Annotated in this window: 18 protein-coding genes; 3 read left to right on the top strand and 15 right to left on the bottom strand. The window is 47.1% G+C overall.

The genetic code is table 11. The annotated features are described in order from the left end of the window. Nucleotides 1-517: 517 nt before the first annotated feature. Together ACXAH6_RS01960 and nagZ are read right to left on the bottom strand one after the other, a co-directional pair. Nucleotides 518-1,888 carry an SLC13 family permease gene (locus ACXAH6_RS01960; protein WP_474874941.1) on the bottom strand — a complete coding sequence of 457 codons (1,371 nt, stop codon included), beginning with the start codon at nucleotides 1,886-1,888 and terminating at the stop codon, nucleotides 518-520. Beyond that, on the bottom strand, nucleotides 1,878-2,894 hold the full coding sequence (gene nagZ / locus ACXAH6_RS01955) for a beta-N-acetylhexosaminidase (protein WP_474874940.1): 1,017 nt from the start codon (nucleotides 2,892-2,894) through the stop codon (nucleotides 1,878-1,880). The genes ACXAH6_RS01960 and nagZ overlap by 11 nt, the downstream gene beginning before the upstream one ends. Before the next feature lie 139 nt (nucleotides 2,895-3,033). On the opposite strand from nagZ, the gene ACXAH6_RS01950 reads away from it, so the two are divergent. Both ACXAH6_RS01950 and ybaK read left to right on the top strand, forming a co-directional pair. Continuing rightward, a complete protein-coding gene (locus tag ACXAH6_RS01950; protein WP_474874939.1) occupies nucleotides 3,034-5,334 on the top strand; it encodes a penicillin acylase family protein in 2,301 nt (766 codons plus the stop codon). A gap of 1 nt (nucleotide 5,335) precedes the next feature. Beyond that, a complete protein-coding gene (gene ybaK / locus ACXAH6_RS01945) occupies nucleotides 5,336-5,806 on the top strand; it encodes a Cys-tRNA(Pro) deacylase (protein WP_474874938.1) in 471 nt (156 codons plus the stop codon). A gap of 13 nt (nucleotides 5,807-5,819) precedes the next feature. On the opposite strand, the gene ACXAH6_RS01940 is transcribed toward ybaK, so the two are convergent. The 10 genes from ACXAH6_RS01940 to ACXAH6_RS01895 form a co-directional block, all read right to left on the bottom strand. After that, nucleotides 5,820-6,386, bottom strand: a complete 567-nt coding sequence (locus ACXAH6_RS01940; RefSeq protein WP_474874937.1) for a hypothetical protein — start codon at nucleotides 6,384-6,386, stop codon at nucleotides 5,820-5,822. An 847-nt stretch (nucleotides 6,387-7,233) separates the two neighbouring features. Continuing rightward, a complete protein-coding gene (gene ihfA / locus ACXAH6_RS01935) occupies nucleotides 7,234-7,533 on the bottom strand; it encodes an integration host factor subunit alpha (RefSeq protein ID WP_474874936.1) in 300 nt (99 codons plus the stop codon). Nucleotides 7,534-7,536: 3 nt separating this feature from the next. Next, nucleotides 7,537-9,924: a phenylalanine--tRNA ligase subunit beta gene (gene pheT / locus ACXAH6_RS01930; protein WP_474874935.1), complete on the bottom strand. Its 2,388-nt coding sequence runs from the start codon at nucleotides 9,922-9,924 to the stop codon at nucleotides 7,537-7,539. A 10-nt stretch (nucleotides 9,925-9,934) separates the two neighbouring features. Next, nucleotides 9,935-10,915: a phenylalanine--tRNA ligase subunit alpha gene (gene pheS, locus ACXAH6_RS01925; protein WP_474874934.1), complete on the bottom strand. Its 981-nt coding sequence runs from the start codon at nucleotides 10,913-10,915 to the stop codon at nucleotides 9,935-9,937. Nucleotides 10,916-11,166: 251 nt separating this feature from the next. Then, the gene (locus tag ACXAH6_RS01920; RefSeq protein ID WP_474874933.1) at nucleotides 11,167-11,433 is read right to left on the bottom strand and encodes a type II toxin-antitoxin system death-on-curing family toxin; all 267 of its coding nucleotides are present in this window, start codon (nucleotides 11,431-11,433) and stop codon (nucleotides 11,167-11,169) included. Then, nucleotides 11,417-11,560, bottom strand: coding sequence for a hypothetical protein (locus ACXAH6_RS01915; protein ID WP_474874932.1), 144 nt, complete (start codon nucleotides 11,558-11,560; stop codon nucleotides 11,417-11,419). Before ACXAH6_RS01915 ends, ACXAH6_RS01920 begins: the two co-directional genes overlap by 17 nt. Further along, a complete protein-coding gene (locus ACXAH6_RS01910; protein ID WP_474874931.1) occupies nucleotides 11,560-11,730 on the bottom strand; it encodes an acetyltransferase in 171 nt (56 codons plus the stop codon). Before ACXAH6_RS01910 ends, ACXAH6_RS01915 begins: the two co-directional genes overlap by 1 nt. An 805-nt stretch (nucleotides 11,731-12,535) precedes the next feature. Beyond that, nucleotides 12,536-13,855 carry a mechanosensitive ion channel family protein gene (locus ACXAH6_RS01905; RefSeq protein ID WP_474874930.1) on the bottom strand — a complete coding sequence of 440 codons (1,320 nt, stop codon included), beginning with the start codon at nucleotides 13,853-13,855 and terminating at the stop codon, nucleotides 12,536-12,538. A gap of 185 nt (nucleotides 13,856-14,040) precedes the next feature. Then, on the bottom strand, nucleotides 14,041-17,100 hold the full coding sequence (locus ACXAH6_RS01900; RefSeq protein WP_474874929.1) for an efflux RND transporter permease subunit: 3,060 nt from the start codon (nucleotides 17,098-17,100) through the stop codon (nucleotides 14,041-14,043). A gap of 3 nt (nucleotides 17,101-17,103) precedes the next feature. Further along, a complete protein-coding gene (locus ACXAH6_RS01895; protein WP_474874928.1) occupies nucleotides 17,104-18,183 on the bottom strand; it encodes an efflux RND transporter periplasmic adaptor subunit in 1,080 nt (359 codons plus the stop codon). A 101-nt stretch (nucleotides 18,184-18,284) separates the two neighbouring features. On the opposite strand from ACXAH6_RS01895, the gene ACXAH6_RS01890 reads away from it, so the two are divergent. Continuing rightward, nucleotides 18,285-19,217 carry a LysR family transcriptional regulator gene (locus ACXAH6_RS01890; protein WP_474874927.1) on the top strand — a complete coding sequence of 311 codons (933 nt, stop codon included), beginning with the start codon at nucleotides 18,285-18,287 and terminating at the stop codon, nucleotides 19,215-19,217. A gap of 33 nt (nucleotides 19,218-19,250) precedes the next feature. Here ACXAH6_RS01890 and ACXAH6_RS01885 read toward each other — a convergent pair whose 3' ends face one another. The 3 genes from ACXAH6_RS01885 to ACXAH6_RS01875 form a co-directional block, all read right to left on the bottom strand. Then, nucleotides 19,251-19,946 carry a pirin family protein gene (locus ACXAH6_RS01885; RefSeq protein WP_474874926.1) on the bottom strand — a complete coding sequence of 232 codons (696 nt, stop codon included), beginning with the start codon at nucleotides 19,944-19,946 and terminating at the stop codon, nucleotides 19,251-19,253. A 256-nt stretch (nucleotides 19,947-20,202) separates the two neighbouring features. Then, on the bottom strand, nucleotides 20,203-20,685 hold the full coding sequence (locus tag ACXAH6_RS01880; protein WP_474874925.1) for a hypothetical protein: 483 nt from the start codon (nucleotides 20,683-20,685) through the stop codon (nucleotides 20,203-20,205). Nucleotides 20,686-20,697: 12 nt separating this feature from the next. After that, entirely contained in the window at nucleotides 20,698-23,976 is a 3,279-nt protein-coding gene (locus ACXAH6_RS01875; protein WP_474874924.1) for an nSTAND1 domain-containing NTPase, read from the bottom strand. Nucleotides 23,977-24,364 lie beyond the last annotated feature (388 nt).

Genomic DNA, 24,364 nt, shown 5'->3' with positions numbered 1-24,364 from the left:
GCACTCTTTAAAAACCGTAAATCCAACCTGAATACCAAGAACTAGAGAAGGAGCGCCGATGGATGGGTTCACAGCGTGTTTCTGAGTCGAACTTGTTCACTGCCAAGCGAACTACGCAGAAACAGAGTTGTATTCGAGCCAGATTCTCTTTTCTTTGAGAGCACAACGCTTAACCCCCAAAGAGCAGAGAGAGCGCCAAGCGGTGGCAGTGTGCATCAGAAACCGTTTGCCACAGGGATGTGGCAACCCGAGCGCCCAGGGACTGGGTTTACAGCGCGTTTCTGAGGCACACTGTTACCGCCAAGCGAACGGACTACGAAGAAATAAAGCTCGATGAACAAAGAAAGAGCGACCAAGCAGTGGGCAAGTTCGAGTCAGAAACCGTTCGCTGCAAGGATGCGGCGACACGAGCGCCCATGGATGGGTTCACAGCGTGTTTCTGAGCCGAACTTGTTCACTGCCAAGCGAACGACGAAGAGTTCAGCTGAAGGAACTAAAGAACAAACGAAGAAACCAACTACAAACGAGTCACCATTACCACAGCCGTGATCACCACACCCACAATCACATTCAATATCGTCCCCTCACGCACCATAGTCTGGATCTGAATACGGCCACTGCCATAAACAATCGCATTCGGAGCCGTCGCCACCGGCATCATAAACGCACAACTCGCACTGATCGCCGCAGGCATCATCAGAATAATCGGGTCAACATCAATCGCCACCGCAGCCGTCGCAAGAATAGGCATTAACAAGGTCGCCGTAGCCGTGTTCGACGTGATCTCCGTGACAAAGCTCACCGCCAAACACAAAACTAAAACCAGCGACACCAAAGGCAACGCCGACAAGCCACTCAACGCCTCCCCCAAAATTGCGCTCAAGCCAGAAGCCGTAAACGCCTTAGCCAAACAAATACCGCCAGCAAACAACAGCAGCATTCCCCAAGGGATCGCTTCCGCCGTTTTCCAATCCAGTAAGTTACCCGGCTTTTCCTTATCGCCATTAGGTACCAAGAACATCGCCACCACACCCGCTATAGCAATTGTACTGTCTTTCACCATGGTCATGCCCAACCACTCAGACCAATAAGGACGGAATACCCACGCCAACGCCACCAAGCCAAATACCGTTAACACCCGTTTTTCAGCCGGTTGCCAGTCAGACACCGCCGGCAACTCACAAGGCGGCATCGCACTCAACTGACGAGTTAACCACAACGCCATAATCGGAATCGAAATTAACACTACCGGCACACCCGTCATCATCCAATTCAGGAAGCTCACTTCAGTCCCCGTCGCCTGCTGGTAAACGCTCATAAAAATGATATTCGGAGGCGTGCCAATAGGTGTACCCACTCCCCCTAAACTAGCTGCATAAGCAATACCCAACAACAAAGCCGCCGCCAATTTAGGCGCGTTCATTGAGGTGATAATTGCCATAGCAATAGGTAGCAGCATTAAGGTTGTCGCCGTGTTTGAAATCCACATACTCAGCACCGCAGATGTCAACATAAAGCCCAACACCAAACGTTTTGCACTCGACGCCCCACACATACGCAGCATATACACAGCCAAACGACGATGCACACCAGATTTTTCTAGCGCTTTAGACAGCATAAACGCCCCCATGAGCAGCAAAATAACATGGCTACCCAAGGAGGAAGACGCTTCTTTATAGTCAATAATCCCCGCCATCGGAAAAACAAAGAATGGGATTAACGAAGTAACCGGAATGGGCAACGCTTCTGTGACCCACAAAATAGCAACCAGTAATGTTAGCCCCGCTGTTACACTCAACTCATAGGAATTGCCAAGCCACATCAACAGTTGCCAAGTTAAAAAGCTTACGATGACGCCAGTAATTATTATTTTTGGTTTAGTTGTCATACTTCTCCCACAACGCACACGCTCGTGCGTATTCGGCTGATGCATTTTCAGTTAGAGGACGATTGGCAAGACGCAATAGTCGCTGATTATTCAAATCTGTACCCGATTCGTCTCCTGCGTCTGCAATTTCTAGTCCATTCAATATCGCTTCAGCACCTTCGGGGTTGTTACACGCCAATACCATGTCACAACCGGCAGACAGCGCGGCCCGTGCGCGATCGGCATAACCGCCAGCAACACTCGCTCCTTCCATTGATAGGTCATCAGAGAAAATCACCCCATCAAAGTGCAACTCATGCCTTAACATGCCCAACCATCGGGAAGAAAACCCCGCCGGTTTGTCATCCACTTGAGGAAAAATAACATGAGCAGGCATCATGGCATCCAATCGTTGTTGCGCAATCAAAGTTTTAAATGGCGGTAAATCCGTGGCTTCTATTTCAGCCAAACTGCGTTCGTCTACCGGAATTGCTACGTGAGAATCAGCCACCACACTACCATGACCGGGAAAGTGTTTTCCCGTTGTGGGCATACCTACCACGTGCATACCATCGATTAAAGCCTCAGCTAACACACTTACCTCTGCCGCGTTGTGAGCGAATCCGCGATCACCAATCACGTTCGATACGCCATTAATATCCAGCACAGGAGCAAAGCTCATATCAATATCGATACGCTTTAATTCATAAGCCATGATAACGCCGCACGCATAAGCCAAGGCCTTCGCTTCGTCTTCAGAATTGGTTAGCGTTTGAATAGCGCCCATAGCTGGCAAGCGAGTAAACCCCTCACGAAAGCGCTGCACGCGCCCACCTTCGTGGTCCACCGCAATGAGTAAGGGTTTGTTAGCGGCTTGACGAATAGAGTTAACCAATTCAGTAAGTTGCGTCACATTATCATAATTACGGGCAAACAGAATGACACCGCCCGTCAGTGGATGGCGAAGCCTGTCGGCCTCTGTAGAAGATAAAACCAGTCCGGCGCAATCTAACATCAATGGGCCCATATACTCTCCGTCGCGATCTGTTACTATGGTGTTAATGAGTCATCTGACCACTAAAAATTTTGCCACCCAGCATCACAGATTCGTCATTTATGTCTGTTAATTATTTGGTTAGCATAGAGAAAAAAAGGGAGTATTACACGTGATAATTTGGACCAGACGCATACTTGTGGCGCTGATTTTATTAGTAATATTGTTAGTCATTGGCGTGTATTTTACTCTGAGAGCCAGTTTGCCTAACCTCGATGGTGACAGAGCCGTTCCACTACTCGAAAACACAGTCACTTTATCGAGAGACAATCTTGGCCAAGCCATTATTCACGCACAAAGCCGCGCCGATGCTGCGTACGCCATTGGATTCGCTCATGCTCAAGACCGCTTCATGCAAATGGATTTACAACGACGACTTCCCGCTGGAGAGCTATCGGATTGGCTCGGTAAAGGCTTACTAGACCACGATAAAAAATTGCGCTTCCACCAATTTCGTAAACACGCTGAGCGTATTTATCCGCAACTTCCTCAATGGCAACGCACCTTACTTGAGCACTATGCTCAAGGCGTAAATGATGCGTTAGGTGAAATGGGCCAGCCACCGTTTGAATACCTACTCACCGGCTTTTCTATTAAGCCATGGGAACCAATCGACAGCCTCCTCGTGATTTACAGCATGTACTGGGACTTGCAAAGTAGCCAAGTTTCACGAGATATCACGTTAGAAGTCGTGAAGCAGCACTACGGGCAAGACATGGTCGATTTCATTCTCCAGCCAAGTCCTTACCAAGCTGCCCTTGATGGCAGTATTCAAGAGCAAGCTGTTTCGATACCCGCCTTACCCAGCAAAGCAACCACGCTTACTCATGAGCAATACGATGCTTTGTTTGAAGAGCCACAAGATATTGGCAGTAATAACTGGGTTGTGAGTGGTGATCTCACAGCAAGTGGCAGCGCGCTACTGGCAAACGACATGCACTTGGGATTACGCATTCCCACAACCTGGTATCGCGCCCAATTGAATTACCAACGACAAGGGAAAAACGTGCAGCTCACCGGCGTGAGCTTGCCAGGCGTTCCCGGTATTGTTGTGGGTACCAATGGCCATATTGCATGGGGCTTCACTAATTCGAACCTCGATAATACCGATTGGGTATTACTGAATGACGATGAACCCATGAAAGACGAACAAGAAACCTTGTACTACCCCGGCGGACAAGAAAGCTACACAGTGACTACAAGTAAATATGGTCCGGTAAGAACCATTGATGGTAAGTCTTACGCGTTGTCGTGGGTGGCTCACTTCGACTACAGCATTGATATTGGGATCACGAACTTTGACATCGTCACGTCGATGGAAGAAGCCTTACCCATTGCCCACAATGCAGGGGTTCCAGTACAAAACTTTGTGGTTGCTGATGCCAAAGGCAACATTGCCTGGACGCCAATCGGCGCAGTAACGGCCCGTCCCTCTCCGAGTAATACCGCAATTGCTCAAGAAGATTATTCAGCGCTATGGGGAACTCAAGAATCTAACCTTCCTGTTTTTGCCAATCCAGAACAAGGCCGTATTTGGACAGCCAATGCACGAGTCATTTCTACCGAACAACTCAAACGCTATGGCGACGGCGGTTATGCATTAGGAGCGCGCGGCGCTCAAATTCGCGACCGACTATTTGAACAAGCCCAATTCGACGAGCAAGCCTTTTACGATATCCAACTCGACAACGAAGCTCGTTTTCTTACCACTTGGCATGCCCTACTTTTAACCACGTTAAAACAACAAGCTGAAGGTTTCGATGCTGATATTAAAGCACTAGAAAATTGGGACGCGTGCGCTTGTGCAGACTCTGTCGGTTATACCCTAGTGCGCCGTTTCCGCAGTGCAGTGATGCAATCATTACTAGAACCATTAGCTGCACCTCTTGAACAAAACCAACTCACAGCACGCACATTACTGCGTTATTTTGAGCCAGGTACTTGGCAAATTCTCGACGAGCAACCACAAGATTGGTTGCCGGAAGGCTATGACGATTATCAATCCTTCCTCGTGGGTGAATACATCGACACTAAACTGAAACTAGAGACTCGATATGGCCACAAAGAAGACTTATCGCCGCTTCGTTGGGGTAATGTAAATGCACTAGAAGTATCGCACCCATTTGCAGCCCAAATACCGCTTGTGGGAGAATATCTTAATATGACCCGTTACGACGGTTTTGGCGATAGCTTCATGCCCGCAGTGCAAGGCCGAGATTTTGGTGCATCAGAACGCTTCTTTGTTCAACCGGGCAAACTGAAAAGTGCGATTCTCACCATTCCGGGAGGCCAATCAGTTCACCCATTATCAGATTACTATCGCGCAGGGTTCGAAGACTATGCTGAGCATAAAAACACGCCGCTATTACCCGGCAAAGTCGAACATACTCTCACCTTTTCACCAGTGAATTAATATGACACCGGCAATTGTACTATTACAAAAGAAAAAAGTGCCGCATCAAGTCCATGAGTACGAGCATGATCCCAATCATGCTTCGTACGGCTTGGAAGCAGCAGAAAAGCTCGGCGTAGACCCTGCAATTGTATTTAAAACCCTTGTTGCAGAGTTAGATAACGGCAAGCTAGTGGTAGCCATCATCCCTGTTGCGGAAAAGCTCAATCTTAAAAGCTTGGCCAAAGCAGCGGGAGCTAAAAAGGCACAAATGGCAGACCCAGACAAAGTCGCACGTAGTTCTGGATACGTCATGGGAGGGGTCAGCCCTCTCGGGCAGAAAAAAGCATTACCGACAATACTTCATCAAAGTGCAGAACCGTTAGATATGATCCATGTTAGCGCCGGGCGTCGAGGTTTAGAGGTAGGGTTAGCCCCTACCGATTTATTAATGCTAACAAGAGGAAAGTTTGGGGCTATCACGAACGAGTGATAGGTGGCTCTATTTATTCTGAAGATAATGTCACGCCTTGTTGCTCAGAAAAGCGCTCTCGCCACAGTTTCTTGGCATAAGCTAACGTAGCCTCATCAACGGCTTTACCTTCAGATAGGGTTTTGGCCACTTCCTGAATAGTTTGGTCTCGTTGGGTAATGAGCGTGTCTGCACGTGGAAACAAATCTTCTGCTTCTGGGTATTTTGCTTTCAAGGAGTCGATATCTTGCAAATCGTAATATCTCGCTTCGAACGCTTCGCTGAATAACTGGCGCTTAGCCACAAACACTACATAATCGTGGGCGCGTGGTGACTGAATATAATCAAGTGTTTCAGCATCGAGCTGCGCTTGTTCTGCAACGTGTAATGCCTTTTCCAACCATTCATCCACCGCTTGTGGATTGTTGTTAATCACGGCTTGTTTCACACCATTGGAAAAGTCCGACGTTGCGAAGATTTGCTCAATAGTGATCGTTGGAAATGGTTCGACAGCAGTTGTGTCTTCAGATGGCTGATTTTGATACCACCAGACCCCACCAGCAATTAAAGCAACAAGAATAAGACTAACAATTGATTTCATAGCGACACGATTATTGATGTTATTTGGCTGCAGACTACCACAAAATCAGCTTAGACTTTATGTTTTCTCCGATAAGGCACATGGGTTTTGAGATAGCTACGTAGAAACCAAGGCTGATGTCTCTGAGCAATACCGTAGCGATTACCTTCGGTATGAAAACACGCCGTGAATATATCCCTATAGGCTCTGCGGCTGCATCCATGCAGCCGAAGGTTTTATACCGAAGATAATCCCTACTACAGTGTTGTATCCGACTCTGATTCTCTTTTCTCTAAAAGCTTAAAACCACGAAGAGTAGAGAGAGCGCCAAGCGGTGACAGTGTGCATCAGAAACCGTTTGCCACAGGGATGTGGCAATTCGAGCGCACACGGATGTGTTTACAGCGCGTTTCTGAGGGACACTGTTACCGCCAAGCGAACGGACTACGAAGAGATAAAGCGAGATGCCCAAAGAACTAGCGACCAGCAGTGAGCAAATTCGAGTCAGAAACCGTTTGCCACAAGGATGTGGCAATCCGAGCGCCCAGGGACTGGGTTTACAGCGTGTTTCTGAGGGACACTGTTACCGCCAAGCGAACGGACTACGAAGAAACAAAGCGTGATGCACAAAGGAAGAGCGACCAGCGGTGAGCAAGTTCGAGTCAGAAACCGTTCGCCGCAGGGAGGCGGCGACACGAGCGTACAGGGAAGTATTCACCGCGTGTTTCTGAGCCGAACTTGTCCACTGCCGAGCGAACTACGAAGAATCCAGTTTAAGGAACCAAAGAACAATAGAGCACAAAAAACGCGGCACAAGGCCGCGTTTTACGCAAATTATGTAGAAGTTAGAGCAACTCAAACGCCAGCGTTATTCCTCAGGCGGCTTTGAATTTTCTACACGACTCTTTAGTTTTTGCCCCGGGCGGAAAGTCACCACGCGACGCGCTTTGATAGGAATATCCTCACCCGTTTTAGGGTTACGTCCTGGACGTTCGTTTTTATCCCGCAAATCAAAGTTACCAAAACCGGATAGTTTCACTTGTTCACCAGATTCCAGTGCGCCTTTAATTTCCTCGAAAAACGCCTCAACCAAATCCTTGGCGTCTCGTTTATTCATGCCCAGTTTTTCGAATAAGTGTTCAGCCATCTCGGCCTTGGTTAGTGCCATAATCTACTCTCTTAACGCAGCCCCAAATTCAGTTTCAAGCCCTTTCACCACGGTGTCAACAGCAGCCTGAATCTCGGCATCTTCCAGTGTTTTGTCCGGGTCCTGAAGGATCAGTGACAAAGCCAGGCTCTTACTACCCTCAGCAATACCCTGCCCTTGGTACACATCGAACAAGTTTAGGCCAACTAATTGATTTACGCCAATTTTTTCGATGAAATTTAAAATTTCACCCACTGGCGTCGTTTCTGCCACCGTAATTGCGATATCACGGCGGTTAGCTGGGTACTTAGAAATCGCCTTCGCTTGCGGTAAGGCACGCGGTGTGACGGCATCTAATATCAATTCAAACACAAATACTCGACCATTAATACCAAGCAATTTATTGAATTGTGGGTGAATTGCGCCCATGTAACCAATTAACTGGTCTTCTAAATAAATAGCCGCACTCATGCCTGGGTGCAAGGCAGAATGTGGTTCTGCGACAAATTTTATTTGATTTTGCTTACCCGTAAGCGACAACAAGGCTTCAACATCGGCTTTTGCGTCGAAAAAATCTACCGCTTGATCTTTACCATCCCAGTGTTCATCTTCACGACGACCTGCGATAACCCCACTGATTACCCCCTGCTGCTCAACACCTTGTGGCGCATCAGCATTCGGTAGGAAGCGCAAACCTGTTTCAAACAAACGCACTCGCGCTTGTTGGCGTTTTTGGTTGTAACTTGTTGCTTGCAACAAACCTGGCCACGCACTCACACGCATTATCGACATATCTGCCGAAATAGGATGCGGTAATACTAATCCATTGCTTTCAGGGAACAAAGCATTTTGTATTTTCGGGTCAACAAACGAATAAGTGATCGCTTCGTTAAAGCCACGAGCCAGCAATACATTTTTCAATGAAGACAAAGGCGATTGCTTTTCTGTTGAAGGCAACATAGCCAACGACGCCGTAGGCGCAACGTTAGGAATATTGTTGTAGCCGTATACGCGCGCCACTTCTTCAATCAAATCTACTTCAATTTGAATGTCGAAACGGTAGCTCGGCGCACTCGCCGTCCAGCCCTCGTCTGTTTCAGTCACATCAAGACCAAGACGAGTTAGCATTTCAGACACTTGTGCGTCATCAATGCTAATACCTAATACGCGCTTCAGGCGCGCTTTGCGCAAGGTGACTTCAGGCTGTACAGGAACATGAGATTCAGAAACCGCTTCAACAACAGGCCCCGCTTCACCACCACAGATTTCGAGGATCAATGCTGTTGCACGCTCCATCGCTTGGTGCTGAAGTTGTGGGTCGACACCACGCTCATAACGGTGAGATGCATCAGTGTGCAAACCGTATTGACGCGCACGTCCCATAATGGCATCAGGGTGGAAGAAGGCACTTTCCAATAGAATATCGGTTGTTTCTTCAGTGGTACCAGAGTGTAAACCACCAAAAATACCCGCCATTGCCAAGGCTTTCTTGTCATCAGCAATGACAAGGGTATTGGTTTGCAATGTCACTTCAGACTCGTCTAGCAGCGTTAGCTTTTCGCCTTCATTAGCCAAACGCACGTCAATGCCGCCTTCGATAGACGCCAAGTTAAACGCGTGCATTGGGTGACCAAGTTCAAGCAAAATGAAGTTAGTTACATCAACGATTGGGTCGATACTGCGAATACCACAGCGACGCAATTTTTCTGTTAGCCAAAGCGGAGACGCCGCTTTCACATTCACGCCTTTAACTACACGGCCCAAGTAACGCGGGCAAGCTTCGGGTGCAGATAGCGTAATTGCCAATTTGTCTTCAATGCTCGCAGGCACGGCTTCAATCGTTGGCGCAGTAACATCAGTTTGATTGAGTACACCCACTTCACGGGCAATACCACGTAAACCAAGGCAATCCGCGCGATTTGGCGTAAGGTCAACTTCAATAGTGACATCGTCAAGGCCAAGGTATTCGCGAATATCAGCACCGATTGGCGCATCAGCAGGCAGTTCAATAATACCGCTGTGGTCATCGCTAATGCCCAACTCAGAGAAACTACACAACATACCGAATGACGGTTCGCCACGTAATTTCGCTTTCTTAATTTTAAAATCGCCTGGTAATACTGCACCAACAACGGCAACAGCCACTTTCAAACCAAGACGACAGTTTGGCGCGCCACACACAATATCAAGTAGCTCGTCGCCACCCACATTGATTTTTGTCACACGCAATTTATCTGCATTCGGATGCTGGCCACATTCAACCACTTCACCCACAACAACGCCGCTGAAGTCTCCAGCTACCGGCTCAACACCGTCAACTTCAAGACCCGCCATGCTAAGTTGTTCAGCCAACTCATCAGTGCTGACTGCGGGGTTCACCCACTCTCTTAACCACTTTTCACTGAATTTCATGATGCTTGCCTTAATTAAACTGCTTGAGGAAACGAAGGTCGTTTTCGAAGAATGCGCGAAGATCGTTTACGCCGTAACGCAACATAGTCAAACGCTCAACCCCCATACCAAAGGCAAAACCAGTGTATTCTTCTGGGTCAATATTCACGGCTTTCAATACGTTCGGATGCACCATACCGCAACCCAACACCTCTAACCATTGACCGTTTTTACCCATTACATCCACTTCTGCAGAAGGCTCTGTGAACGGGAAGTAAGAAGGACGGAAACGCACTTGTAAAGACTCTTCAAAGAAGTGCTCAAGGAAGTCGTGCAAAATACCTTTTAGCTCAGTAAAGCTCACGTTTTTATCAACCATCAAGCCTTCCACTTGGTGGAACATTGGCGTGTGGGTTTGGTCGTAGTCGTTACGATAAACACGGCCCGGAGAAATAATACGCAATGGCGGCTTTTCTGCTTCCATGGTGCGAATTTGCACCCCTGATGTTTGCGTACGCAGCATCACATCTGGGTTGAAGTAGAAAGTATCGTGATCAGCACGCGCAGGGTGATTCGCAGGAATGTTCAAGGCGTCGAAGTTGTGGAAACCGTCTTCCACTTCAGGGCCAGTTTTAGTTGCAAAACCTAGCTCACCAAAGAACTGTTCAATACGCGCAATCGTGCGGCTAACAGGGTGAAGATTACCCGGTTGTTCTGTACGACCCGGCAAGGTCACATCAACGGCTTCTTCAGCTAGCTTTTTATTCATTTCGGCTTGGCGAAGGGCATCGCCCTTGGCGCTGATCGCTTGTTGGATCTGCTGCTTGGCCTGATTAATTTTTTGTCCAGCTAACGGGCGTTCTTCGTTAGACAGTTTACCTAACCCTTTCAACAGGTCGGTAAGCTTGCCTTTCTTACCCATAAACTCAACCCTTACTTGGTCGAGTGTGGCTGCATCTTCGGCAGCATCAATCTGACTTTGTGCCTGACTGACAATGGCTTCAAGCTCCATGGTATCCCCAATTTGGCATTGCTATTTCACGGGTTGTTGGCTGACGCTCGATCGCGGGCCCGCAACACAAAAGGCCGTTAGTTTACACAAAGGTTAAAAGGCTCGGCTACCCTAAGAGGCTGTTTTCGGCAAATAAATTCGAAGAATATGACGTTTTTTTCATCATTTCGCTGATTTGAGTAAAAAATGTGGGGTTAATGAATTGTTTTGTAGCATTCGTAGCTGTGAAAAGCTGACCAAGCCGAGCTGATTTAGCCTTTACTCTGTTGTTCTGAAATATATTGAGAATATAGAAGGTCCGCGAAATCAGACTCATTAATTTGGCCGATTACCAAATCTCGCACAGCGTCTGCGAATAAGTCGTTATCAGCAGTGAGTTCATAATCATTCAAAGACAAATACTCTAATGCAACAGCTAAACCGGTTCTCTTATTGGCATCTGGAAGTGAGTGTGCAAAGGCGATAGATGCCGCATATTTGGCTGCAATTTCGAATACGTCATCAATAGGCAATTGCATTATCGATACGACCGAGAGCACCTTGCAGTTTTTCCATATCAGCGGTTCCCTTCATACCCGGCTCATGCTGGAGTATGAATACGTTAATTTCAATAACACGCTCAAATGGAAAGAAAATTAAGTTCATTACATGTCAGCTAATTTTTCAAACGTCTTCTTATGTGTTCTCAGTACTAACTTTGTCTCAGACTTAACAATTTGCTGGCCGTGTTCACCGCTCAAATCTAGTTTTTTGCTCGCTTCTATTCTTGGACGTTTGACGGCTTTAACGCCATAAACTTCAATTTTCGTATTCATAAACACCTCAAAATGCATAACTTAATTATACAAAGCATTACTTCTTAATATCAAAAAAGTTAGCAAGCGGACTACGAAGAACCAAAGCTAGATAACCCAAAAAACGAGCGACCAAGCAGTGGGCAGGATCGAGTCAGAAACCGTTCGCCGCAAGGATGCGGCGACACGAGCGTACAGGGAAGTATTCACCGCGTGTTTCTGAGCCGAGCCTGTTCACTGCCGAGCGAACTACGGAGAAACCAAGGTAGATGTCTCAAGTCAATACCGTAGCGATTACCTTCGGTATGAAAACACGCCGTGAATATATCCCTATAGGCTCTACGGCTGCATCCATGCAGCCGAAGGTTTTATACCGAAGATAATCCCTACTACAGTGTTGTATCCGACTCTGATTCTCTTTTCTCTAAAATCTTAAAACCACGAAGAGTAGAGAGAGCGCCAAGCGAACGGGCTACGAAGAAACACAGCAAGAAAACCAAAGAACGAGCGACCAAGCAGTGGACAGGATCGAGCCAGAAACCGTTTGCCACAGGGATGTGGCAACCCGAGCGACCAGAGACTGGGTTCACAGCGTGTTTTTGAGGCACACTGTTACCGCCAAGCGAACGGGCTACGAAGAACTAAAACTAGATAACCCAAGAACGAGCGACCAAGCAGTGAATAGGTTCGAGTCAGAAACCGTTCGCCGCAAGGATGCGGCGACACGAGCGTACAGGGAAGTATTCACCGCGTGTTTCTGAGCCGAACCTGTTCACTGCCAAGCGAACTACAGAGAAACCAAGCGAGATGCCCAAAGAAGCACAAACTAAGGCGTCGTATTCCGCAAACTGATCCCTTCTTCGTTAATCACCCTCACCTCACGCTGTGGGAATGGAATTTCGATGTCGTGTTCACGCAAAGTTTCAAACACAATAAGCAGCAAATCACCACCCACACGGTTTTTACCATCATCAACACCCTCCATCCAAAACTCCACAAACATATTCACGCCAGAGTCACCAAAGCTATCAATCTCACAATCCGGACGCTCCTCAAACGGAATATCGTCACCGCTGATCACCTGCGGATGCTCGCTCACCGCCTCTTTCACGATTTCCACCATAGCCCGAATATCCGTTTTATAAGCCACAGAGAAGTCGATGCGATAACGCTGCTTAGGATCTTTGTGCGTCCAGTTGATCAACAAGGAGTTAATAAACTTCTCATTCGGCACCAGAATGTCTTTACCATCGTAGGTTTCCAGCACCGCATAACGCATTTTAAATTCGCGCACAAAGCCCTTACTACCATCGTCTAACTCAACAAAATCCCCCACCGTCAGTGAACGGTCGAGCAGAATGATGATCCCCGAGATAAAGTTCGACGCAATCGACTGTAAGCCCAACCCCAAGCCCACACCCACAGCACCACCAAACACCGCCAAGGCCGTGAGGTTGATCCCCATAATATTGAGCAACAGCAGGAAGATAACGCAGAATAACGCCACCTCGAAAAGCTTGCTGAACACCTCTTTAGTCGTCACATCCAGCTTGTTGTGATTGCGGATAATGTCTTTCCCCATAGAGTTAGACGCCCGCCCCAACCAAAACAGCAAAATGCCAAACACCAACACTCGCGCCACGCCGTAAGCCGAAATATCAACATTGCCCACGCTAAAAGAAATCGAGCGCAACGCGTCAATCACCGTTGGCAGCACATCAATAAGATGCAGGAACACAATCGGCAAGCCCACCCAACGCAAAAAGCCAGCCGCTACATTGCTACTCACAAATGCACTTATTGAGGAATTGAGGAAAATCATCACCGCAATCACCACCGCCACATCTAACAACCACGGCCCCAATTGATATTGGTTACCCAAAATAGACGTGAGTTTGAGCAAAGTAATAGTGAAGATAGGGAACAAGGTCGCCCCAAGACGGTAAATAAATAATTGTAGCGAGTGAGCCCCCTCTTTCGGCGCCTGTCGCGTTAATGGGAACATCCCTCTTATTTGTCGAGAAACAAAAAACGCCACCACATAAATCGCGAGAATCACACAAAGCTGGTAAACAAAGGTAGGGCTAAACACCGCCTCTTGTGCCCGCTGAACATTGCGTTCGATTTCGGCTAAAAAGTTTTCCATCGGCCTACAGAATTGAAGGAATGAATGAGGCCTTTGTATCTTGTATTACTCACTGCGTAAAGGATTAATTGCATTGCTTCATCAGTAGTATAAAAAAACCACTCAGTCGGGCGTTGAAACCCAAGCTGAGTGGCTCTTATTAATGGCGCTATACTTATAACATAGCGCCATTAAACTACAACGAATTACGCCTGCGCTTTTTGAATTTTAAATACCATGCTGTAAAGCACTGGCACAAAAATCAGCGTAAGAATGGTGGCAAAGCCCAAACCAAACATGATCACCACTGCCATACTGGCAAAGAAGTCATCAAACAACAGCGGGATCATGCCGAGAATTGTAGTGATCGCCGCCATACAAACAGGGCGAACACGGCTTAAGGTAGCGTGGAACAGAGCCGAATAAGGTTGCTTACCCTCTTCCAGCTCAATTTTCACCTGCTCAACTAACACAATCCCGTTTTTAATGATCATGCCCGACAAGCTCAAAAAGCCCAACAACGCCATAAACCCAAACGGCGCGCCCGTGAGCAACAAGCCATAGCTCACCCCAATCAAGGCAAGCGGAATACACGCCCAAATCACACCAGCAGTACGCGCTGAACCAAACAGCAATACCGTGGTGATAAACATGATCAAGTAACCTAAAGGTAAAGAGCCAAATATTGCTTTTTGCGCTTTGGTCGACGCTTCGTGCTCACCGCCCCACTCCAACGAGTAGCCTTTTGGTAGCTCAATGGCTTCTATTTTGCTCTGCACACGAGCAAACAATTTGGCCGCCGTTTCGCTGCCCAAAATATCATGGTCAGCCATTACCGTGAGGGTGCGCTTGCGGTCACGACGCATAATGATAGGGTCTTCCCACTCTACTTTAAATTCGCTCACCACTTGGGTCACAGGAATAAACTGCTGTGCCGTGCTTGAGTAAATTTGCAAGCTCTCAAGGTTTTCAGCCGTTAAGCGCTCTTCTGCTGGCGGGCGGCTCACAATCGGCAGTAAATCAGTGCCATCGCGATAAACCCCAATGGTGCTGCCACTAAAGCTGAACAACAACAAGTTGTCTAAGTCGGCTTTGGTAATTCCCACACGACGAGCCACGGCTTCGTTTAACTCAGGGCGAATCATCTTCGTACGCTGACGCCAGTCATCACGAATATTACGCGCACCGGCATCATTTCGCAGTACCGCTTTGGCTTTATCCGCTAGCTCACGCAACACTTTTGGATCAGGCCCGCTAAAACGCGCTTCAATTTTTGCGTCAGTCGAAGGGCCAATTTCCAAACGTTTGATCTTGAAGAACAACTCGCTGTGGTTCTCTTGCATGTACTGGCGTAATTTCGGCAATTCAGCATTGAGCGCTTCACTGCTGTCCATACGAATAATCAACTGCGCGTAGGTTTGGTAGCTCTTCTCGGTTTGATAGGTCAACATAAAACGCGTTAACCCTTGGCCCACCGTAGAGGTAACCTGTTGTACACCGTTTTCAGCCAACAAGTGGTGTTCAATCTCGCCAATAATACCCGCGTTTTCGCGAATATCAGTACCCGCTTTGTGCCACACATCCACTAAAAACATCGGTGTGGTTGAAGGCGGGAAGAAAGCTTGTTTCACTTTGCCAAACGCCACTACAGCACTGAACAACAAAGCAACCATCAGTATCACGGTTACTTTGCGCCACACTAGGGCTTTCGACAGCAAACCACTGAAAATATCGAAGATAAAACCTTTATACAGTTCGGCGTCTTCTTCATTACCTTGGCTATCCTGATCTTTAAACATCAAAGACGCAAAGAAAGGGGTGAGCGTAATCGCCGTTACCCAACTCAGTAACAAACTTACCAACAACACCCAAAACAAACTGCCGGCAAACTCACCCGACGCATCGCTAGACAGCCCGATAGGCGCGAACGCGATAATGGCAATCACGGTAGCCCCCAATAGTGGCCACATGTTTTGTTTCACCACTTGCGAGGCGGCTTCGGCTTTGCCCAAACCACGCTTCATGCCAATGAGTATACCTTCGGTCACCACTATGGCGTTGTCGACCAACATCCCCAGTGCAATGATCAAGGCTCCTAACGAAATACGCTGCAAATTGATTTGCATTTGCTGCATGAAAATAAAGGTACCTAATACGGTAAGGAACAAAATCAAGCCAATTAAAATGCCCGATTTAAAGCCCATAAACAGCAGCAACACCACAATAACGATGCCCACCGCTTCGGCCAGATTCAAAATAAAACCTTGTACCGACTTATCCACTTCCGCAGGTTGGTTGTAAATAAAGTCAGTGTCCATGCCCACTGGGCGCATGTATTCAAGCTCTTGCAAACGCTGATTAATACGCTCACCCACTTCTACTACGTTCACGCCTTGAGCAAAGGAAACGCCCAACAACAACGCTTGCTTGCCGCCGTAGCGAATAAGGTTGCTCGGCACTTCTTTGTAATCGCGGTAAATGGTGGCTACATCACCTAAGTAAATGCGCTCTGACGCGCCAGCAGTGCTGATCACCAAATCCGCCATTTCTTCTACCGACTGAAACTCCCCCGTGGGGTTAAAGCGAATATATTCGGTACCAATTTTTACCTTACCGGCATTAGACACTTGGTTTTGATTGGTCAACAAGCTGGCAATACGCTCAGGGCTAATCCCCAATGAGGTTAATTTTGAGCGCGACATTTCTACAATCACTTGCTCGTCTTGCTCACCCTGCACCATCACTTTGCCAACTCCATCAACCAGCACGAGTTCGCGCTTGAGGTAGTCAACGTAATCGTTGATGTCTTTGTATTCATACCCGTCGCCAGTAATCGCCAGCAACATGCCGTACACATCGGCAAAGTCATCTTTTACAACTGGGTCGTTAACTCCCGAGGGCAAATTAGGCGTGAGGTCGTGAATTTTACGGCGTAACTCTTCCCAAATATTACGCAAGGCATCTTTTCGGTAAATGCTCTTCATTTCTACCGTAATTTGCGAGCGTCCTGCGGTAGAAATTGACGTAATATTATCAACATACGGCAACTCTTGAATCGCATTTTCAATCGGAAAGGTCACTTCTTCTTCTACCTGCTCCGGCGAAGCGCCCGGATACGCAGTGATGATCATGGCCTTTTTAATGGTAAATTGAGGGTCTTCCAAGCGCCCTAAATTCAAAAACGCAAAGATCCCGCCAATCAGCAAGATGAGTGTGACCATCCAGCTCGACGTGCGGTTTTGTACAAAATAACGTGCAATATCCATGTATTACAGGCCTCGCTCTTTGTGCCAAATACGCACAGGCTCGCCCGCTTGTAAACGGTGCACACCCGCGGCCACCACGGTGTCGCCGTACGCCAAGCCACCAATCACTTTAAAGCCTTTATCACTAATTGCGCCAATGCGTACTTGTGTTTGCTTAACTTGGTTATTGCTGTCGATCACCCACACAAAGCTTTGCTCTTCGCCATTCACGGTTTGCGTGAATACCGCCGCTGCCGGCACTAACCAGCCGTCTTGTTTGGTTTTCATCACTTTGTCGAGTTCAACTTTTACCGTTGCCGACATGCCTGGGAGCACATTGAAATCTTTTGGACGCGGTAACGAAAACACCACTTTAAAGGTATTGGTGGCTGAATCGGCCTCGGTATCAAACTCTTTGAGTGTTGCGCGGTAAGTAAAATTACGGTTGGCTTCAAAGGTCACTTCTGGCTGATATTGCGTGTTTCGATCCAAGTTAGACAAAAAATCTTCAGGAATTTGAATCGCGATATCCACCACACTGTTTTTCTGCAGCGAGACAATGGCTTGCTGAGCGGTGATGTTTTCAAAGTTCTCAACAAACTTTTGTGCCACTTGGCCACTAAACGGCGCGTGCAACTCGGTATATGCCAAATTCGCTTTGGCAGAATTTAACGCGGCTTGGGTCACTTTAAGTTGCGCTTTAGCTGAATCGTAATCTGCTTGCGACGACAATTGACGCTCTAGCAACTTTTCCGAACGATCGAATTGCGACTTAGCCAAATCAAAATTGGCTTGCGCTTGGTCAAGGGCAATTTGATAATCGGTGGGGTCTAGCTTAGCAAGCAAGGCGTCTTTTTCTACATCTTGCCCCGGCACCACTAACAAAGATTGCAATTCACCCGACACACGAAACGCCAAGGTCGCGTCTTCGCTGGCTTCCACGGTGGCAGGAAATTGTCTGAAACGGGCGTGGTCATCTGCTTCCAAGACCATGGCTTTAACTAACTTTGGCTCTTCCTTTACCACGGTTTGCACCTCTTCGCTGCAACCGGCTAAACCCAACGCCAACATGGCGCCAACTAGACTCAAACGTGTCATTTTCATACTCACTGACAAAGCTCCTACTATGAATGGCGAGCAATATATAGCAAATCCTATAAAAATAATATTTAATAAGTTTTAGTTTAAAATTAAATTATTTTTATATGACTCTCGAACAAATTCGCATGTTTGTGGCAGTAGCCGAATTAGGCAGTATTGTGAAAGCCGCTGAAACCATGCATAAAACCCAACCCGCCTTGTCTATCGCTATTAAACGTTTGCAAGAAGAGCTGCAACTCACTTTGCTAGAAAAGCAGCATTCGCGCTTGCAGCTCACTAAGGCGGGCCAAAAACTGCTGCGTCATTTTCGTTTTTTACTCAAACAACAAGACACCATTGTGTCGGTGGCCGCCCACCTAGCTCAAGGAAACGAAACCCAAATTGAAGTGGTGGCAGACAGCCTGTGCGACCAAACGCCCCTCTTCGATGCGTTACCTGTGGTACAACAAGCCTTTCCTCTCACCGAAATTTTGCTCAGCTACGAGCACCACCTCGGCGCGTTAAAGAGAATCATAGATGGTAATGCGGATATTGCCATTACCCCGTGGCTACAAGACTTTTATGAATTGGGTGAATTTGAAACCGTACCCTTTTCTACGTTTGAAGTGATCACTGTCGTTCATGCTCGTCACGTGAAAGCGCGAAACAACGCCATAAAGAGTGCCGAAGACTTAATAGACCTCCCCATGGTACTACCACAAAAACTAGTGATAGACGTAGATTTGGAAAAAGTAATGGGTTACGTGTCGGCTTCGCAAATACGCCCCAACGACTTACATGCGCAAAAGCGAATTTTATTAAACGGCATAGGCTGGGGCTACATTCCACGCTCTGCGGTGGAAGACGAACTCGCCAGTGGCGAATTAGTACAACTCGACCTCAACGATATTACCTGTACGCTGCAAGGTGAAACTCGCTTGATCAAGCTTGCTACCCGCTATTTAGGCCCAACCGCCCAATTGTTCTGGGATGAACTCGCTAAGCGCGCATCGTTACACACACTCTCCAGCCAATGTATTGGCTATAAGCTTGAGTAGTAATAACCGCGTGCTAGCGAGCGCAAAAGCGAGTTACTGGCCCGCGGGTAAATCGAACCACAGGGCTTCTAGGTCTGACGTTGCCAAAAGGTCATAACTTTCGTTCTCGCCTAGGGCAAACGCATCTCCGGCGCCGAATTGGTGTTCACCCACATCAATCGCCCCCTTGATCACGTGTAAATATCCCACACGATCATTGGTTGATAAAAGCTGTTGTTCACCCGCTTTCAACATCAGGCGATACAAGGTGGCGTCTTGGTTCATCGAAATCGACCCATCTCGTCCATCGGGCGTGACTAGCGGTGTTAACGCACCTTGCTGAGCAATACTTTTTTGTGCGTAGCTCGGCTTAATGCCACGGAATTTTGGGAGTATCCAAATCTGAAAAAACTCTGTTTGTTCGCTGTCAGAAGGGTTAAATTCTGAATGACGAATGCCGCTACCCGCACTCATACGCTGCACATCACCAGCGGGAATAATGGTTTCGTTGCCTTCGCTGTCTTTATGAGCAACCGCGCCTTTGGTGACATAGGAGATAATTTCCATGTCTTTGTGGCCATGGGTTTCAAACCCTTTACCAGCGGCTACCGTGTCGTCGTTGATAACCCGCAACACCGACACCCCCATGTGCTTTGCATCGTAATAACTGCCAAAAGAAAAGGAATGACGGCTTTGCAACCAACCAAAATCAACCGCGCCGCGCGATTGTGAACGTCGAATATATTGCATAATTAACCCCTCGGTTATTTCAATAAGGGTTATTTTAGTTCTAGTTTAAAGAATTAAAATCACAATAAATCGACAATTACATTCTATTTATGAGAATGACATAAATACTTGGTGAGAGAATAACGGTTAGGTAGCACTGAAAAACTGGGAGTATTCGGATTCGGTAGGTGGTTACGGCTGATTTGAAGTGCTGTTTGGTAGGAATACAGGAAACGGACAAGACTAAGGAGCGGCTAGCGCTCCTTCGAGAATTTTTTTAAATATCAATTCCTATCTTAGGATCACACATAAAGTGACTATTCGTATTAGTCTCTTCCACCCACACTTGGAAATCGATAGTACCAGTAGTCAGCTGCTCGACTTCGGTGGCTGATAATTGAATTTCTTCGGTACTGCTCACTTCAACGGTAACAGACGTTGAAGAAACGGCCTTCATATTCAGTCGCACGGCACTCAACTGCCACGAATCTTCACAGGCCCCAAGATCACGATCGATGTCTTCTAAGGCATTAATCCAACGAAACTCAAAGTTGTTATTGTCGTCTGGGTTGCCCTTTTGTACGGTAAACACCGCTGTATAGGTCGTATCCACATCGTATTTTACTTCAACAGAACTTTGGTTATAGGCATAATAAAAATTTTGTCCTGCTGTTGTTCCTGCGCATGGAACCGCACTAGCAGGCTTAGATGCATCATTAGCCGACCAAATGGAAAGTACAAATTCGATAGGTGTTGCCATGGTATGATTTCCTTATTGTTGATTTATCACGTTCATTGATTCGATATAACGCGGCGAAACGCCACGCGCTATCATGCGTGTTGCTAATTCAGTTTGCAACAGGGGTTGGTTGCGCATTTGGGCCAAAAAGTAATGCCCCATAATGGTATACAAAGAATCATTCTGGGTGTTTTGCAAAGGTAGAACTTTACCGGTCAAGTAACTCATTAATAAGTCGCTCTCCTGCGGAGCGAGACTAAACAACTGCGCAATTAGCCATGGAGTTTCTGTTTCGTCATAGGTGAATTTATTTTGTTGAATTCGACTAATCAATTGTTGAACATAAAAATTTTTTTTACTTTTTTCAAAATGAGGGATGACTACTCGCCAAAACCAACTAATAGTACGCTTATCTAACTCACCATTATTAGCTAAAGGCAAATAAGTCGAAGTCAAATACTTAAAATTTAAAACTTGTTCGTTTGGTTTGTTTAATAGACTGGAAAGCTCTAAGTTCCGAATATGATACTTGGCAATTTTCCAACGCCACTCCATGTTGTCAGGATCGCGTTTACTAAGAGCGTCTATATCTGCGGCATAGTCGAGTTGATACTTGGTCGCTCTTTCGAAATCACCAACAAAAACATAATTATTAACAACCCAATTTAATTCACTCATAAATTGATGTAATACAACAAAGTTGTCGTGGTTTTCTTTTCTGAAAAGCTCTAGTAACTTAAATCCTTTAAGAGATATTTCGAATGACGATTGAACACTTTCAAATTTGAATTTAGTTAAAGCTAACCAATCCAGAGTTTTTATATAGCCAATTAAATATTCTATATCTGTTGGATTTAATGCTAATAGCTTTTCAGACATGATTAAGCTATTAGCTAGGGCAGCATTGGCCTTACTTCCATTCCCTCTGATAGTATGCAGAACTGCGATATTATGATATGCGCTGTCAGTTTCCATAATCGCACGTTGGCTATCGGGGTCGATCAAAAGCATTTGTTTAGCTGAATTCAAATAGGCCTGCCAATGAGTCTCTACTACATCATACTGTTTGGCATAATAAGGTGGCACGCCCAACCAATACTCAATATTCCCCAGTAAGAAGTAATAATCTTCGTCGTGATCACTGTCGGGCAATTGCAATAAAATGGCTTTGGCCTGCTCTAGCTGTGCCGTCGCCTCGCTCATCTTGTCTTTACTAATATTGATTTCAGCTAACAGTTTCAGGCTATTAGCTTGTTGCTTTTTACCTTGGTTGTCATTGTCTTGATAGTAAGCGAGGGTGGCTTCGCCCACGCCTTCAAGTACGTCTAATTTACCTATGGGGTCGAGTTGTTCCCGCAAGTCTCCCAACATAAAATCGATGAGGTTTTCCGCGCGATTTCGCGCTTCGGTCGCAATATATGATTGGCGCATGGCTAGCAGGCCAAGTACGCTTACCACCACAAACACTACCCCTGCGACGACAAAACCTAATTTTTTGCGCGCTTTAACAGCAGCGTGATATCGCGCCGAGGCGGCTATAAATTCGCACTCCGCTTCACTTAACGTCATGTCGTTACGGGCTTGCAACGCTTTCGCTTCAGCCAGTTTTTTAGCACTGGTTAACACAAACTCTTTGGCTTTTCCCTCTTCCACCCAACGGTTGCAATCTTGAGTAAGTTGGTACCGGCGGTGCAACGCCTCGCGGTTTTCTGCCACCCATTGATTTACCCTGTCCCAGTGTTTTAACAGCGCTTCGTGCGCAACCCCAACGTACTCTTTACCTGTGTCGGTGGCGTCGTCGTGATCACTGCGCTCTGCCACAAACAAACGTGCCGACACAAACGCATTGATAAAAGCTTTTTCTTCTGGTGCGCTAAATTGGCTAATGGGGACTTTACGGGCGGTTATAGCGTTGGCGTTCTCGGTGTCAATACGCACCAAGGTATGCATAATTTTGTGCCAACACTGCTGAGAGGCGGGCGCTAATGCCTGAAAGGTCTGCTCGGCTTGTTTTGCCATCGCGCCTCGCACGCCGCCCATGGCTTGGTAGGCAGCAAAAGTAAGCTGTTCATTGTCGCGCTGCTGATACAACTCTGCGAGGGTGTACTCTAGCAATGGCAAGGCGTCGGGCGCACTCACGGCTTCTTCTAACAACAAGTCGTCGAGGTGTTCGCCTTCAGCGTTAGTTTCAAAATGCAAACCGGCTGTCAGCGCCGGATTGCGGATCATTTTGGCAATATCACTGGTCACTGGCGGCGGTAAGTCGTATTGCACGCCTTCGTCTTTTAATGCGGCAAAACCTGCCACTTCAACACACTGAGCGTAAAAGTCGTTACGCAACAAGGTGACTACCATCACATTTTGCTGGCTGGCGAGTGTGGTTAGGGTAAACACCAATTTGGCTTTGTCGCTGTCGCTAAACTGCTCGTTCAACAGATATTGCTCGAATTGGTCGATGATCAGCAGCTTCATATCTTGCGCGCCATCGTCACCCGCTACCGGTTTATTATGGCGCTGTAATGCTTGTAGTAACTTTCCTTCGTAGTCGCTAGAGCTCAATTGCAAAGTACTGTCGGCATAAGAAGCGGGCAAAATATCTAGCGCGATAATGCTGTCGATGAGCAAATTAAACGGTGAGCCAGAATGAGCTTCTCGTGGGCTGAGAATATGGTAGCTCGACACTTTACAGCCACCAAAACCCCGCTCTGCGGTGACAAACGGAAGCACCCCCGCTCGAATTAACGACGACTTACCAATCCCGCTTTTCCCCAACAAGAGTACAAAATGACTGCTGGCTTTACTCGCCTGCCCCATTCGCTGTATCACATCCGCTATGGCCTTGGTGCGGCCAAAATACACAGGCGCATGCTCAATTTGAAACGCGTTCAGGCCCAAATACGGCGAGCCTTGGTGCCAACTTTTGGGAATATGTGGTTCGTACCGCCCTGTGCCAGGCGCAAAACTCACGTCGGCAATAATGCGGTAACCGCGCTTTTGTACGGTTTCGATATAGGTGGGTTGTCGCGCATTACAGCCTAATTTTTTGCGCAACATGGCAATACACTTTTGTACCGGTGAATCGCCATAAAAGGTGCCTTTCCAACAGGCTATGAGTAACTGTTCTGCACTCACCACCTGCCCGGCGTGTTCGCACAAATAAAACAGCACATCCATCATTTTTGGCTCAATACTCACCGCCCCTTCGCGAGTATGACTATTGGCCGCTGGCACTAACGCATTGTTTTCTGGCTCTACCAACCAGTCGCCAATTTGGCATGCGCTAGAGTTGCTTTGCTGCACGTTTACGTCCATCAAAGTTCACTCCTGTCACTTCGAATCGCTCGTATCTCGCACTTTTTTATTATTTTTATATACCGCCCGAGAAAAACCACAAGCCGTTGTTTTTATTATATTAAGCATATCCCCAACTCATCCGTAAGGTGCAATCTTACGAACAAATTCAACATGGTAAGCACAGCGTAAGGTGTTACACCAGCTTAAGGCCCATAGTACTACGAAAGTATAGGTTTGTAACGGATTGCGGTAATTAAATCACACACTTATACGCATGGGTTTGAGTGGAATAAACAGTGGATGTGCAACGTTAATCGCTCAAGCAAAGTTTACAAGCGGCTGCTGTTGTGGATGAGGGGTATATCCTCAATTTCTACCATCAAGCAAAGTCTCATCCTGTGGTCGC

Source organism: Alteromonas sp. ABE4_545 (genome assembly GCF_056161325.1).
The sequence above is the reverse complement of the archived record's forward strand: the minus strand, read 5'-3'. Positions and strand labels throughout refer to the sequence as shown.

Bases quoted from the DNA above. Each gene is read 5' to 3' on its own strand.
- ACXAH6_RS01960 (WP_474874941.1), bottom strand. From the start codon at position 1,888: ATGACAACTAAACCAAAAATAATAATTACTGGCGTCATCGTAAGCTTT.
- nagZ (WP_474874940.1), bottom strand. From the start codon at position 2,894: ATGGGCCCATTGATGTTAGATTGCGCCGGACTGGTTTTATCTTCTACA.
- ybaK (WP_474874938.1), top strand. From the start codon at position 5,336: ATGACACCGGCAATTGTACTATTACAAAAGAAAAAAGTGCCGCATCAA.
- ACXAH6_RS01940 (WP_474874937.1), bottom strand. From the start codon at position 6,386: ATGAAATCAATTGTTAGTCTTATTCTTGTTGCTTTAATTGCTGGTGGG.
- ihfA (WP_474874936.1), bottom strand. From the start codon at position 7,533: ATGGCACTAACCAAGGCCGAGATGGCTGAACACTTATTCGAAAAACTG.
- pheT (WP_474874935.1), bottom strand. From the start codon at position 9,924: ATGAAATTCAGTGAAAAGTGGTTAAGAGAGTGGGTGAACCCCGCAGTC.
- pheS (WP_474874934.1), bottom strand. From the start codon at position 10,915: ATGGAGCTTGAAGCCATTGTCAGTCAGGCACAAAGTCAGATTGATGCT.
- ACXAH6_RS01920 (WP_474874933.1), bottom strand. From the start codon at position 11,433: ATGCAATTGCCTATTGATGACGTATTCGAAATTGCAGCCAAATATGCG.
- ACXAH6_RS01915 (WP_474874932.1), bottom strand. From the start codon at position 11,560: ATGAACTTAATTTTCTTTCCATTTGAGCGTGTTATTGAAATTAACGTA.
- ACXAH6_RS01910 (WP_474874931.1), bottom strand. From the start codon at position 11,730: ATGAATACGAAAATTGAAGTTTATGGCGTTAAAGCCGTCAAACGTCCA.
- ACXAH6_RS01905 (WP_474874930.1), bottom strand. From the start codon at position 13,855: ATGGAAAACTTTTTAGCCGAAATCGAACGCAATGTTCAGCGGGCACAA.
- ACXAH6_RS01900 (WP_474874929.1), bottom strand. From the start codon at position 17,100: ATGGATATTGCACGTTATTTTGTACAAAACCGCACGTCGAGCTGGATG.
- ACXAH6_RS01895 (WP_474874928.1), bottom strand. From the start codon at position 18,183: ATGAAAATGACACGTTTGAGTCTAGTTGGCGCCATGTTGGCGTTGGGT.
- ACXAH6_RS01890 (WP_474874927.1), top strand. From the start codon at position 18,285: ATGACTCTCGAACAAATTCGCATGTTTGTGGCAGTAGCCGAATTAGGC.
- ACXAH6_RS01885 (WP_474874926.1), bottom strand. From the start codon at position 19,946: ATGCAATATATTCGACGTTCACAATCGCGCGGCGCGGTTGATTTTGGT.
- ACXAH6_RS01880 (WP_474874925.1), bottom strand. From the start codon at position 20,685: ATGGCAACACCTATCGAATTTGTACTTTCCATTTGGTCGGCTAATGAT.
- ACXAH6_RS01875 (WP_474874924.1), bottom strand. From the start codon at position 23,976: ATGGACGTAAACGTGCAGCAAAGCAACTCTAGCGCATGCCAAATTGGC.